This is a genomic window from Micromonospora sp. NBC_01405 (assembly GCF_045040155.1).
Classification (GTDB): domain Bacteria; phylum Actinomycetota; class Actinomycetes; order Mycobacteriales; family Micromonosporaceae; genus Micromonospora.
In genome coordinates this window covers 5,886,182-5,899,791 of record NZ_CP109532.1, presented here as the reverse complement: position 1 = coordinate 5,899,791, position 13,610 = coordinate 5,886,182, and the positions used below count along the sequence as shown (strand labels likewise).

The window sequence follows — 13,610 nt, the reverse complement described above, 5'->3', positions numbered from 1 at the left end:
GACCTGAAGACTGGAGCACCCCTGATGCAGCCCGGCACCCCCCGGCTCAGCGGCGACGGCCTGACCCTCGCGTACGACAAGCGGACCATCACCGAGCGGCTCAGCGTCGCCGTCCCCGACCGGTCGTTCACCGTCGTCATCGGACCGAACGCCTGCGGCAAGTCCACCCTGCTGCGGGCCCTGGCCCGGATGCTCCGGCCGGCCGCCGGCACGGTGCTGCTCGACGGGCGGGACATCCACGCCCAGCCGGCCCGCCGGGTCGCCCGCACCCTCGGGCTGCTGCCGCAGTCGTCCATCGCCCCCGACGGCATCACGGTCGCCGAGCTGGTGGCCCGGGGCCGGTACCCGCACCAGGGCCTGCTGCGGCAGTGGTCCCGCGACGACGAGCGGGTGGTCGACGAGTCGATGGCCGCCACCGGCGTGGCCGACCTCGCCGACCGGCTGGTCGACGAGCTGTCCGGCGGGCAGCGGCAGCGGGTGTGGATCGCCATGGCCCTGGCCCAGCAGACCGAGCTGCTGCTGCTCGACGAGCCGACCACGTTCCTCGACATCGCCCACCAGATCGAGGTGCTCGACCTGTGCGCGAGCCTGCACGAGGAGCAGGGGCGCACGCTGGTCGCGGTGCTGCACGACCTCAACCAGGCCGCCCGGTACGCCACCCACCTGATCGCGATGCGCGACGGCGCCGTGGTGGCCGCCGGAGCGCCCCGGGAGATCGTCACCGCCGAACTGGTGGAGCGGGTGTTCGGGCTGCCCTGCCGGGTCATCGACGACCCGGAGACGGGCGGGCCACTGGTCGTCCCCGCCGCGCGGCGCCCGTCGGCGGTACGCCGCTGAGCAGAGACAGCCGGACGCCGACACTCGACCCTCAAGGTTCATCCTTAGAGGCTCAGAGCGCAGGCACGCGCCTCCGGCGGGATACAGCCCGAATGGTCAGGTAGGTTGCCCGCGTGGATCCCTGCCTGCACTTGGCCCTGCTTGAGGCCGACTATCTCAACGACGCGGTCGCCAAGATCCGCGAACGTTCGGTCGAGGAGCTCAAAGCCCGGTATGCCGAGGTGCTCGCGTTGGAAGTCCTGGCGGGCGCAGATCAGGCGTCCTGGACCGACGAGGCGGATCTGTGGGACGCGCTGCCGGACGGCGCCGACGGCACGATCCGGTCGCTGACCGGCATCGAGGGCTTTCCGGAAGTGAACAACCTGTACCTGCGCGAGTCCGAGGTCAGTGATCTCGGACCGCTCACCGCGCTGCCTGCGCTGGAGCTGCTGTGGGTCGGTGTGCCGCCGGACGCGGACCTGACCCCGCTGCTGGCCTGCGATCAGCTCAAGCGGGTGCACATCGGCTGTGCGGCCGTGCTGCGCCCAGCGGGCCACGAGGTGCTCGCGGCGCTGGCCGCGCGCGGAGTCCAGGTGGACAACTTCCTGCCAGACCCGGTCAAGGCGGCGGCACCATTCAGTGATCCGATCCTGAAGCTGGCAGTGCTCGATAGATTGATGGGCTCGGTCGAGCTGCCGCCGACGTACTTCTTCGACGGGTTCGAGTTCGACGAAGGCAACCTGGCCCGGCTGATGACGGTCGTGATACCCCAGGCGGCGCTCGACACCGTCGAATCCCTCAGCTGGCTCGGGGGTGGGCACGACACGGCGCACATGGTGTGGGAGCAGTGGGACGGCGAGTCCGACGAGTTCCGCATCCGATCGCTGGCAGGCGTAGAGGCGCTGCGCAACCTGCGCGAGCTGAAAATCACCCCGCTCGCCGTACTGCCCGAGCACCAGATCGCGCAGCTGCGAGCGCGTGGCGTCACGGTCAGCGAGGCGGACTGAAGCAGCGAGGTGGGCAGCGCCGGGCGTTGCCCTATCTGTGCTGCGCCGCGAGGGCTTGTCCGATGGCTCGTGCTCCGTCGGGGAAAGCGCCGGGGTTGGGGCCGGAGTAGTTCAGGCGCAGGTATCGGCCGGTGGGTTCGGCAGGAAACCAGTCGCCTCCAGCCGCGACCAGGACACCCGCTGCCTCGCAGTCGCGGGCCAGGCGCATCAGGTCGGTGTCGTCGGGCAGTCGAAGCCAGAGATTCAGTCCGCCGTGCGGCACCGCGTCGAGGTGGGAGTCAGGCACGTGCTCGCGCAGCGCGCCGACGAGGAGGTCGCGGCGCGCGGCAAGTTGATGTCTCAGTCCGCGCAGATGGGTACGCCAGGCGGGCTGGGTGACGACCTCGAGGGCGGCGGCTTGCAGGACGCCGCTGACGTACATGGATTGGGCCTGCGCATCGGCGAGGATACGGTCGCGGGCGGGCCCGCGTGCGACGAGCCCGGCGACGCGGATGGCCGGTGACACGCTCTTGGTCAGCGACCGCAGGTAGACGACGTGCCCCCCGTCGTCGCGCGCGGCCAGCGGCGCGGCTTCGGCGGTGATCCCGAAGTCGTGGGCCCAGTCGTCCTCGATGAGGAACGCACCGTGCTCGCGCACGATGCCCAGCACCCGGTCGGCGAGGTCCGGCGACCACTGGGCTCCGGTGGGGTTGGCGAAATTCGGCTGGGCGTAGAACGCTCGCGCCCCGGTCTGGGTGAACGCGCGGTCGAGTTCGTCGGGGTCCGGGCCGTGGGGGCCACTGGTGATCGGCACGAGCTGCACGCCGGTCTGCTCGGCGGCCAGGATCGCGCCCCAATAGGTGGGCGACTCGATGAGCACGGGCCGGTCAGCTCCTACGAGTGCGCGGAAGATCGTGCTCAACCCGCTCTGGCTACCGGGCAGGACAATCACATCGCTCGCGGCCGGGGGTGCGAGACCGGGCGGGGTGACCGCACCGAGTTCTGTGGCGAACCACGCCTGCAACTCCGGCAGCCCCGCGGCCGGTGGTCGCCCGACAGCGGCATCGCTGCGGGTGGCACGTGCGAACGCTGACCGCACCAGTCTCTCGGGAAGGAGTTCCCTGTCGGGGTAGCCCGCGTGCAGGGCGATCACATCGTTGGGTGTCGTGCGCAGCGCCGTGAACGCCTGCGCCCTGCGGTTCGGCGGGGAACCGAGTGCGGCGGTCTGCCACCCGTAATCGTTCGGTCGGGCCGTGCGGACGGCCCGCACGAAGGTGCCCACGCCCGGCCGGGCCTCCACGAGCCCCTGCGCGACCAGCGCCCGCAAGGCTTTCTGCACCGTCACCGGGCTCGCCCCGTGACGCGCTACGAGGGCCCGCGTCGAGGGCAGCCGCGCCCCGGCGGGAGCCGCCGCCACCCAGCTGCGCAGTTCACCCAGGATCCGCTGACTGCTACCGTCGAACATGAAGACTGATGATAGCGCTACTCTAGTTTCGTCGCCACCGCTACCGCAGGCTCATGCCGGGCTGTGGTGGGGTCTGCTCGGTGTCGCGGCGTTCTCGTTCACGGTGCCGTTCACCCGCGTCGCGGTCGGAGGCGGGCACATGTCACCGTTGTTCGTCGGCTCCGGGCGCGCCGTCATCGCGGCGCTCCTCGCCGCAGCCGCGCTGTGGCTGACCCGGCAGCAGAGGCCGCGCGGCACCCAGTGGGCCCGGGTAGCGGTCGTCGCCGGTGGCGCGGTCGTCGGGTTTCCGTTGCTGACCTCGTACGCGCTCACCACCGCACCCGCGAGCCACGGGGCGGTCGTCATCGCGCTCCTGCCCGCCGCGACAGCCGTGATGGCCGTGATCCGGGGTCGCGAGCGGCCCCGGACCCCGTTCTGGGTCGCCGCAGGGATCGGCGCGATCGCGGCCGTGGTGTTCGCCGCGATCCAGGGCGGTGGCCTCGCCGGGCTGCACCGGTCCGACCTGCTGCTGTTCGCCGCCGTCATCGTGTGCGCGATCGGCTACGCCGAGGGCGGGCTCCTGTCCCGCGAGTTGGGTTCGTGGCAGACCATCTCCTGGGCCCTCGTGCTGGCCTCCCCGCTGATGATCGTGCTCACCGGCGTCTCGATCGTTGAGCAGCCGCCGACGGGCTCGGTGATCGAGTGGGGCGCGTTCGCCTATCTCGCCGTGGTGAGCATGTTCCTCGGGTTCTTCGCCTGGTACCGGGGCCTGGCCATTGGACCGATGGCGCAGGTCAGCCAGGTGCAGTTGACCCAGCCGGTGATGAGCATCTGCTGGGCCGCTCTCCTCCTGCACGAGCACCTGGCCTGGCCCACGATCCTCGGCGGCATCGCGGTTATCGGCTGTGCGCTCCTCGCCGTTCGAGCCAGGAATCGCGGGAACCGACCCGCAAGCGCTCCCGGCCCGCATCAGCGCTCCACTGTCCCCGGGAGCCAACCGGTGCGGGTGAAGTAGTCGACGTAGGTGCCGAACAGCGCCTCGTCCACCTCGGGGCGGGACACGCCGGAGCCGGCCAGGGCGGCGTCGGTGGCGTCGGGGTCGAAGACCAGGCCGCCCTCGGAGCCGGCCCCTTCCAGCTCGGCGGCCAGCGTGCCCAGCAGCGGGAACGCCGCGTTGCCCGGGTCGGCTCCGATCCGGTCCAGCCACTCCCCCGGGTCGACCTCGGGCAGCGCGTAGCCCCGGGACCGCAGCCAGCCCAGCGCGGTGTCCAGCCGCAGCAGCCGCCCGGCGGCCAGGTGGAAGGTGCGGCCGGCCGCCGAGGGCTGCCGGGACAGGATGACGATGGCGTCGCTGACGTAGTCCACGGGCACCAGGTCGAAGGCGGCGTCCACTCCGGCGGGCGCGGTCTGGGCCTGGACGCAGCCCTTGAGCAGCAGCCACAGGTAGTCGCCGCGCTGGCAGGCGCCGGTACGGCTGTGCCCGGCAATGCGGGTGGGCCGATAGACGGTGGCGGGCAGGGACCGGGCGCGGGCGGCCTCGATCAGCCCCTCGGCCACCCACTTGCTCCGCGTGTAGCCGTGCACCAGGTACTCCGCCGGACCCGTGGGATGCTCCGGGCCGATCGGGTGGTCCCCGTGCCCCGCGTACACGCCGACGGTGGAGACGTGGTGCACCGGCACGCTGCGGTGCCGGGCCGCCAGCCGCAGTATCTCGGCAGTGCCGTCCACCGTGCTGGCCCTGAGCTGCTCGTACGGGGCGAAGAGGTTCACGGCAGCGCCCACGTGGTACACCGCGTCCACCCGGCGGGCCAGCTCGTCGAAGGCGTCGTCGGACAGCCCCAGGCGGGGCCGCGCCAGGTCGCCGAGGACGGTGACGATTCGCTGCTCGTCGCGGCCGTCCCAGAGGCCGTAGCCCTCCATGACCCGGCGCAGCCGCGCCGCGGCCTGCTCCTGGTCCGCGCCGCGCACCAGGCAGTGCACCACGGCACGGGTACGGTCCAGCAGCGAGCGCACGGTGAACGCGCCGAGGAACCCGGTGGCACCGGTGAGCAGCACGTGAGCGGGATCCTGCGCCACCCGGATCGTCTCGCCGGCCGGGACGATGTCGGCCGGCAGCTCGACCTCGGCGGCCAGGTCGAGATCCCGCACGGCATCCTCCCGCCCAGGTGTCCGATCGCGGTCGACCAGCGCGGCAAGGCCGGCGACGGTCGGCGACGCCGCCAGGGCCCCGAGCGGGATCTCCACCCCCAGCTCCTGCCGGAGCCGCAGCATCAGGCGGGTGGCCAGCAGCGAGTGGCCGCCCAGGGCGAAGAAGTCGTCGTGAACACCGATCCGGGCCGTACCCAGCACGTCCCGCCAGATCCCGGCGATGCTCTTCTCGGTGGGGGTCCCCGGCGTCACGTACGAGTCCGCCGGCTCCTCCTCCAGTTCGTCCGGCGGCGGCAGCGCGGCCAGGTCCAGCTTGCCGCTCGACGTGCGCGGGAACGTCTCCACCGGCACGCAGACCGACGGCACCAGGTACTCCGGCAGCCGCGCTGCCAGCGTCCGGCGCAGCACGTCCGGTGGCAGGGCGGCCCCGGCGGCCGGCTGGTAGTACGCGACCAGGCGCTTGCCCCCCGAGACGGCGTCCCGGGCCAGCACGGCGGCGTGGGCCACCCCGGGCACGGCCTGGACGGCGGCGGCGACCTCCTCTGTCTCCACCCGGTGGCCGCGGATCTTGACCTGGGTGTCCAGGCGGCCCAGGCACTGGATCCGCCCGTCGGGCAGGTACCGGGCCAGGTCGCCGGTGCGGTAGAGCAGGGTGCCCGGATGGAAGGGGTCCGGGATGAACTTCTGCGCGGTCAGCTCCGGGCGCCCCAGGTAGCCGATGGCCAGGGCCCGGCCGCCGACGCAGATCTCCCCCACCGCGCCCACCGGGCAGAGCTGTTGCCGCCGGTCCAGCAGCATGACCCGGGTGCCGTCCACCGGGCGGCCGATGGGCGGCAGGTCGGGCCAGGTGTCGGGGTCGGCGTCCAGGCGTTCCGCGGTGACCACGTGCGTCTCGGACGGGCCGTACTGGTTCTCCAGCACCGCGCCGGGCGCCCACCGCCGGAAGAACTCCCGCAGGGCGGGCGTGGCGTGCAGTTGCTCCCCCGCCGTGACGACCTCCCGGAGCGTGGCCGCCGGGCGATTGGTGGCGCAGGCGTACTCGGCGAGTTGCTGGAGTGCGACGAACGGCAGGAACAACCGCTCGACGCGCTCGGCGGCCAGCAGGTCGAGGAGGCGGGCGGGGTCGCGCCTCGTCTCGTCGTCGACCATGACCAGGGTGCCCCCGGTGGCCCAGGTGCTGAAGAACTCCTGGAAGGCCACGTCGAAGCTGAGCGCGGCGAACTGCAACGTCCGGGTGCCGGACCCCGCGAGGGAGCGGGTTCGCTGCCAGGCCAGCAGGTTGGCCAGGGCCCGGTGCGGCATGGCCACGCACTTGGGACGGCCGGTGGAGCCGGACGTGAAGATCAGGTAAGCGAGGTCGGCGGGCGCCGCCACGGGCAGGTCTGCTTCGGGTACGGCCGGCAGGTCGTCCAGGGAGATCGTCTCGACGGTGTCGGGGAGGAGCCCGGCCAGGTCCTGCTGGACCAGGGCGACCCGGATCCCGCTGTCGGCTGCCAGGTAGGCGATCCGGTCGGGGGGGTACGCGGGGTCGATGGGCAGGCAGGCGCTGCCGGCCTTGAGCACCCCCAGGACCGCGACGGCCAGCTCCGGGGAGCGCCGCAGGCAGACGCCCACGGGACGCCCGGCCGCGCCCCGCGCGACCAGGTGTGCCGCCACCGCGTCCGCCGCCCGGTCCAGCTCCGCGTAGGACAGGACCCGGTCCCCGTGTACGACCGCCGGGGCGTCGGGCGTGCGGAGGGCCTGGGCGGCGAAGGTCTCGTGCGCGAGGGGCGGTCCGGCCGGGGCGGCGGGCCCGGGCACCCAGCTTTCGAGGATCAGCCGGCGTTCGGCGGCCGGCAGGATGTCCAGTTCACGCAGGGGCAGTTCGGGATGGGCGACGGCCTCGGTCAGCAGAGTCCGCAGACGCTCCGCCAGGCGCTGGGCGGCGCCACGGCCGAAGAGGTCGGTGGAGAACTCCAGGAAGCCGTCGAATCCGCCCCGCGCGGGCACCAGGTGCAGGAAGATGTCGTACTTGGCCGTACCCGGGTGGAGGTACAGCCGCTCGGCGGTCACGCCCGGCAGTTCCAGAGCCGGGGCAGGGGCGTCGTCCAGCCCGATGACCACCTGGAAGAGGGGGAAGCGGCTCGGCGAGCGCTCGACCTCCAGCTCGCGAACCAGGTGCGAGTAGGGCACGTCGCGGTGCGCGACGGCACCCCACACCTGCTCCTTCGTCCGGGCGGTCAACTCGGCGAAGGACACGTCGGCCGGCACCCGCTGGCGCAGCGGCATGATGTCGGTCAGGCAGGCGATCATCGGTTCGAGGATCTCGTCGTCCCGGCGGGAGACGGGCGTGCCGATCACCACGTCGTCCACCCCGGACAGCCGGGAGATGAGTGCGGTCAGCGCCGTGGCCAGGACCGTGAACGGCGTGGTCCTGGCCCTGCGGGCGAGCAGGCGGATGCCGGTGCCGAGCGTTTCGTCCAGGGTGAACTCGACGCGGTCACCGCGCGCTCCGAGAATCGCGGGCCGGGGCCTGTCGGTGGGGAAGGAAGACTCCGGCGGTGCCCCGCGCAACGTCTCCCGCCAGTACTTCACGGATTCCCTGCGGTCGCCTGCGCCCGCTCGGCGGCGCTGTTGCGCGTACGGGCCGAACTGGAGGGGAAGGGCGGGCAGCCCGGGTTCCGTGCCGTCCAGCGCGGCCCGATAGAGGGCGCTGAACTCGGTGTCCAGCAGGCTGAAGCACCAGCCGTCGAGCACCGCGTGGTGGATCGCCACCACCAGGACCGCGTCGTCCTCGGCCAGTTGCAGCAGCGTCCCCCGCAGCAGGGGTGGCCGGTCCAGGGGCACCGGCCGGGTCGCCGCCGCGACCTGGGCGGCGGGCAGTTCGTGCGGGCTCACCTGACGGACGTCCAGCTCGACCGGGGCCGGCGGCAGCACCGCCTGCCACGCTTCTCCCTCGACCAGGGCGAGGCGGCTGCGCAGCGCCTCGTGCCGGGCCACGATCCCGGTGAGTGCCCGCTGGGCGGCGGGCGGGTCGATCCGCGCGCCGCGCAGCCGGTACGCCCACGACTCGACGTACCGGGAGGTGCCCTCCTGGAACTGGTCGTTCAGCCAGATCGACTCCTGCTCGAAGGACATCGGGTAACCGGGGGCCGGTGCGTCGGCAGGGAGCGTGGCGAGCGTCATGGGAGGCGCTTTCCGGTTCGGGAGGGGCCAGGTCACAGGGAGGCGAGCAGGGCGCTGCGGTCGAGCTTGCCGGTGGTCGTGGTCGGCAGGGCGGCACGCCGGTGCACGTTGTGGGGCACCAGGTAGCCGGGCAGCTTGGCGGCCAGCGCGCGGCGCACCACGGCGGGGGTCGGCGCGGTGGGGTCGTCGGCCGTGTAGAATATGGCCAGCCGGTCGTATCCGCCGCCCGGGGCCGGGACGGGAACCACGGCGGCCTCCCGGATTCCGGGTATCCGGCGTGCGACGCTCTCGATCTCGCCCGGCTCGATCCGGTGCCCGGCGATCTTGACCTGGAAGTCGGTGCGGCCACGGAAGTGCAGCACCCCGTCGGAGTCCAGGAAGCCCAGGTCTCCCGTCCGGTACACACGCACGGGCTCCCCGTCGAGCGGGAGGAGGGTGAAGGCGGCAGCCGTGGCATGGGCGTCACCGACGTACCCGAGGGCCAGGCCCGCACCGGCGAGGCAGATCTCCCCAACCGTCCCCGGGGCGAGAGACTCTTCCCCGTCCAGGATGTGCACAATGGTCTCCGGCACCGGGACGCCGAGGGGGATGCCGTCCGGGTGGTCGCAGTCCACCGCGCTGATCCGGTGGGTGGTGGCGAAGACGCAACTTTCCGCCGGCCCGTAGCCGTTGATCAGGATGCTGTCCGGGTACCGGGCCAGGAATCGGGCCACATGGGTGGGTGAGAGCCGCTCGCCGCCCGTGAGGACCTGGCGCAGGCCCGCGAGGCAGGGGCGTTCCGGGTCGTCCTCGTCGACGAGAAAGTTGAACAGGGAGGAGGTCAGCCAGGCGGTGTCCAGCCCGGTCGCGTTGACGAGGTCGGCGAGATCGTCGGGGAGGAGATAGTCCGCGTCCGCGATGACGCAGGTGCCGCCGCTGGTCAGCGGGCCCCACAGCTCCAGGGTGAAGGCGTCCCAGGAGACCGGGGCGGCCTGCAGCACCACCCGGCCCGGCCCGAAGTCCGCGAAGCCGGGTGCGGGAAAGAGCCGGGTGGTCGCGTGGTGCGGGGAGAGGACTCCCTTGGGTACGCCGGTGCTGCCTGAGGTGAAGAAGACCGTGGCAGCAGCGGAGCTGTCGACGTACACCGACGGGGGTTCGGCCCGGCGCGACGCCGCCTGTGCCAGCGACTCGTTCGGTGCGGTCCAAGAGGGTACGTCTCCGTGCGCCCCGGCGTCGGTCACCATGACGGACGCCCCCACCATCCTGGTGACCTGGTCGATCCGCTCCCCCGGCCAGCGGCGGTCCAGAGCCGCGTACGCCGCACCGCACTTGAGGACCGCCAACAGGACGGCCACCAGTTGAGGTGCCCGGGGCAGACGCACCGGAACGATGGTCCCGGGCCGGACTCCGGCCGTCCACAGAGCAACGGCGTAGGCATCCGCAGCGGCGTCCAAGGTGGCGTAATCGACACGCTCGTCGCGGTGGGCGAGCGCGACGGCGGAGGGACGCAGGCGTGCCTGGTGGGCCACCGCTTCGTGGATGAGTCGTGGGGCTGCGGGCAGGGGGTGCGGCACGGAGTTGACTCCCGAACGTCCGGCAGGGCTGGGGCGGCGCGAGATGGGTGCGGTGCTCAGGCCTCGGTCGCCGAGATGACGTCGGCCAGGGTGTCGCTGTCGAACAGGACCGCTGGGCTGACGCGGACGCCCAGTTCCTTGCCGATCCGGGCGCAGATCCGCATGGCCTGCAGAGACGTGCCGCCGAAGTCGTAGAAGCTGTCGGCCGCCGCGACGTGCGGCACCTTCAGCACGTCGGCGACGATGCGGAGGACGGCGTCGTGGCTACCGGTGCGCGGTGCGGGGATGTGCTGCTCGGTCAACGTCCTGTGCCCACTCTCGCCTCGGATGGGAGTCTCGCCGGCGCGATGCTCGGAAGCAACCGTAGTCAACCCTGCCGACGTCTAGGAGCCCGCCGGCCTTACCCTCGCGCCATGGCCAGGCAGGGCGATTGCGAAGTCGGGCGGGAGCGCTTCGATCAGAATCCCAAGGTATCTACGACTGCCCGGACGCGTAGGCAGCACCGAACGAAGCCGAGGGGTGGGTCACGTTCGCGGGCCACTCAGTCGAGACAGAACTCGTTGCCCTCGATGTCCTGCATCACGAGGCACGACTCGTTGTATCCATCGGCACGCAGTAGTCGCACGCGTACCGCGCCGAGCGCGACCAGTCGTGCGCATTCGGCCTCAAGTGCGGCCAGGCGCTCTTCACCCACGAGCCCGGTGCCGACCCGCACGTCAAGATGCAGCCGATTCTTGACGACCTTACCTTCGGGAACGCGCTGGAAGAACAGTCGCGGGCCCACACCCGAGGGATCGTTGCATGCGAACGCCGAACCCTGACGCTCACGCGGCAACGCGCGATCGAAATCGCCCCAGGTAGCAAACCCCTCCGGTGGCGGCGGCACGACGTACCCCAACACCTCGCACCAGAAACGAGCGACGCGCTCGGGTTCTGCGCAGTCGAAGGTGACTTGGATCTGCTTGACCGACGCCATCGGCCCACCATAGAGACGGGGTCTTTCGTCGTCCACCCGGATTCGCCCCTGGTGCCCGGCATCGTCTTGACGGCAGCCACCGCCCAGGCCCGCCCCACGCGATCGGTGGAATCGAGAGGTCATCCGGCCGCCGACTCCCCTACGATCGCGTGATGTCCCGGCCGCCGTACCCGATTCGCACCGCGCGGCTCACCCTGCGCCCGGTCACGCTGGATGACCTCGACGACGTGTACGCCTATCAGCGCCGACCCGACGTCGTGCGCTGGATGCTCGGCGCGGAGCCGCGTACCCGCGAGCAGTCGCGGTCGTCGGTGCTCGCCATGGCGGGCGAGGACGCGCTGCGCGCGGAGGGCGACTGCCTGACCCTGGCCGTGGCCACCGACGCCGGGGTGATCGGGGCCGTGGAGCTGGTCTGGCGCAGCCGGCTCGACCGCACGGCCGAACTCGGGTACGTCATCCACCCCGACCACGGGGGACGGGGGCTGGCGACGGAAGCCGTGACTGCGCTCCTGGACTGGGGATTCGACGAGTTCGGGTTGCACCGGATCTATGCCCGGTGTCACGGCCGCAACGACGCGTCCGCCCGGCTGATGACCCGGATCGGCATGCGCCAGGAGGCACACCATGTCGAGAGCTACCTGTTCCGGGGAGAGTGGGCCGACCGACTCGTCTTCGCCATCCTGGCCCACGAATGGCGGTCACGCGCCGCGACAGCAGCGAGCTGCGCAGGGCAGGACCAGTTGTCAATGTAACGTTGACAGATGACACCCGAGTTGATCGAGCTGACCGATGTCGCAGTCGACCGGGCCCGGCTGGACGAGCGAGAGCTGGAGCTGATCGACCGCGCACGGCACGCGGGTGCGACCTGGGGACAGATCGCCGCCGCGCTCGGCCTCGGCAGCCGGCAGGCCGCAGAGCAACGCCGGCAACGCCTGGCGGCCGTACGACGGTCGCGGCGGCACGAACGGGATCTCGGGTATTCGACGCGGATCGCGGCGATACGGGGCGCGGTCCTCGACCTCCAGCGGTGGATCGACGCGGACCGGCGGTGGGATACGCGGTTCGGGCGTGCGGCTCTCGTACGGAAGACCGCGGAGGCGGCCCTCGACGCCGACCCGGGCTCGCTGTACGCGTTGACATCGCTTCTCGCGCTCGACCTGGCAGAAGCGGGACGCGAACGGCTGCCGGGGCCGGTGCAGGCTGTCGCGGCACGATTCGACGATCTCCTGTCAACGAAACCTTGACAGGCTGGGATCGTATTGCCTCAGCCCCGCTCAACATCAAGGATCTGAGTCGTCCCGACTCAACCTTGGAGGGCTCATGCGCCGGAACGCCGGCCTGTTCGTGGCGATCTCGCTGCTGTCCGGCTTCGGCAGCAGCGCCATGTCGCTGGTGGCCGGGATCTGGATCCTGGACCTCACCGGTTCCACCGGCCTCGCCGCCCTCGCCGGGCTCTGCGTGTACGCCCCGGTCCTCGCCGGCCCGTGGCTGGGCGGCCTGCTCGACCGAGCGTCACGGCGATCGCTGGTCATGGCGGTCAACCTAGCTCTGGCCGCTGCTCTGCTTAGTCTCCTCACGGTTCGCGGACCAGGTCAGACGTGGCTCATCTTCCTGGTCTCCTGCGCGTACGGCGTCAGCTACGTGCTGATCGACGCGGGCGAGACGGCGCTGCTGCCCTCCGCGCTGTCACCTGCGGAGCTGGGCGACGTCAACGGCTGGCGTTCCAGCGCCCAGGAGGGCATGAAGCTCGTGGCGCCCCTGGCCGGCGCTGGCCTCTACGCGTGGCGCGGGGGCCACGCGGTCGTCCTGCTCAGCGCGGCGATGCCGGTTCTGGTCGCCCTCCTGTACGCGGCCGTACGACTGAAGCAGACGCCACCCGACCTGCCAACCGAGCGGCGACGTGGCCTACGCGCGGGCCTCGCCGTCCTGCTCGCCCAGCGGGCCACACGCGTCACTGTCGCGCTCGCCGCCGTGTCCATCGCCATGTCCGGCTTCACGACCGCCGCCAACTACGCGATCGTCACCGGGACGTTGGGCCTACCGACGACGTTCATCGGAGTGCTGTTCAGCGCGCAGGGCGCCGGTTCCATCGTCGGCGGTCTCATCGTGGGCCGGCTCATCACCCGATGGGGCCCGGTCACCGTGGGCGTCGCCGGCACGACGCTGTTCGCCGTCAGCTGCCTGGTGCGCTGCCTACCCTGGTGGCCCGGCACGGTGGCCGCCTCGGTGGCCGCCGGCATCGGCCTGCCCTGGGCCCTGGTCGCCGCAGTGACGGCGGTGCAGACGCACACGCCGACAGCGGTACTCGGCCGAGTGGCCGGGACCGCGAACACCGCGATGTTCGGCCCTATCGTGCTGGCCATTCCCCTCGGCTCCGCCGCCGTCCAGCTCGGCGACCGCCCGACGCTTGTCGTAGCCGCCGCGATCTGCCTGGCTTCCGCAATCGGCGTGGCCTACCGCCCTGCGCGGCGAGTACGTGTACCCGCACGGCGGGAAGAGTCGCGATCCCTCCAGGGGTGATA

At 71.9% G+C, this 13,610-nt stretch carries 11 protein-coding genes; 6 read left to right on the top strand and 5 right to left on the bottom strand.

The features are described from left to right. The first annotated feature begins 24 nt into the window (after window positions 1–24). Together OG559_RS25550 and OG559_RS25545 are read left to right on the top strand one after the other, a co-directional pair. Entirely contained in the window at window positions 25–837 is an 813-nt protein-coding gene (locus OG559_RS25550; RefSeq protein ID WP_387017821.1) for an ABC transporter ATP-binding protein, read from the top strand. A gap of 113 nt (window positions 838–950) precedes the next feature. Beyond that, window positions 951–1,823, top strand: a complete 873-nt coding sequence (locus OG559_RS25545) for a DUF6892 domain-containing protein (protein ID WP_396672845.1) — start codon at window positions 951–953, stop codon at window positions 1,821–1,823. 31 nt (window positions 1,824–1,854) lie between these two features. Here the strand turns inward: OG559_RS25545 and OG559_RS25540 are convergent, their stop codons facing one another. Beyond that, entirely contained in the window at window positions 1,855–3,267 is a 1,413-nt protein-coding gene (locus tag OG559_RS25540) for a PLP-dependent aminotransferase family protein (RefSeq protein ID WP_405108015.1), read from the bottom strand. Here OG559_RS25540 and OG559_RS25535 point away from each other — a divergent pair. Next, entirely contained in the window at window positions 3,266–4,261 is a 996-nt protein-coding gene (locus tag OG559_RS25535) for a DMT family transporter (protein ID WP_405108012.1), read from the top strand. The two genes, OG559_RS25540 and OG559_RS25535, sit on opposite strands and share 2 nt — an antisense overlap. Here the strand turns inward: OG559_RS25535 and OG559_RS25530 are convergent. The 4 genes from OG559_RS25530 to OG559_RS25515 all read right to left on the bottom strand — a co-directional run bounded on the left by OG559_RS25530 (window position 4,216) and on the right by OG559_RS25515 (window position 11,088). Further along, on the bottom strand, window positions 4,216–8,511 hold the full coding sequence (locus OG559_RS25530; protein ID WP_405108009.1) for a non-ribosomal peptide synthetase: 4,296 nt from the start codon (window positions 8,509–8,511) through the stop codon (window positions 4,216–4,218). The genes OG559_RS25535 and OG559_RS25530 overlap by 46 nt on opposite strands. 80 nt (window positions 8,512–8,591) lie before the next feature. Next, window positions 8,592–10,067, bottom strand: a complete 1,476-nt coding sequence (locus OG559_RS25525) for an amino acid adenylation domain-containing protein (RefSeq protein WP_405116953.1) — start codon at window positions 10,065–10,067, stop codon at window positions 8,592–8,594. Window positions 10,068–10,168: 101 nt separating this feature from the next. Continuing rightward, entirely contained in the window at window positions 10,169–10,414 is a 246-nt protein-coding gene (locus OG559_RS25520; protein WP_396672850.1) for an acyl carrier protein, read from the bottom strand. A 239-nt stretch (window positions 10,415–10,653) separates the two neighbouring features. Further along, window positions 10,654–11,088 (bottom strand): VOC family protein, encoded by a 435-nt coding sequence (locus OG559_RS25515; RefSeq protein WP_405108006.1) that lies wholly within the window; start codon window positions 11,086–11,088, stop codon window positions 10,654–10,656. A gap of 152 nt (window positions 11,089–11,240) precedes the next feature. On the opposite strand from OG559_RS25515, the gene OG559_RS25510 reads away from it, so the two are divergent. From OG559_RS25510 to OG559_RS25500, 3 genes are all read left to right on the top strand, one after another. Further along, window positions 11,241–11,840: a GNAT family N-acetyltransferase gene (locus OG559_RS25510; RefSeq protein WP_405108004.1), complete on the top strand. Its 600-nt coding sequence runs from the start codon at window positions 11,241–11,243 to the stop codon at window positions 11,838–11,840. Window positions 11,841–11,849: 9 nt separating this feature from the next. Further along, a complete protein-coding gene (locus OG559_RS25505) occupies window positions 11,850–12,332 on the top strand; it encodes a hypothetical protein (RefSeq protein WP_396672853.1) in 483 nt (160 codons plus the stop codon). A gap of 76 nt (window positions 12,333–12,408) precedes the next feature. Continuing rightward, window positions 12,409–13,608, top strand: coding sequence for an MFS transporter (locus OG559_RS25500; protein WP_405108000.1), 1,200 nt, complete (start codon window positions 12,409–12,411; stop codon window positions 13,606–13,608). The last annotated feature ends 2 nt before the right edge of the window (window positions 13,609–13,610 follow it).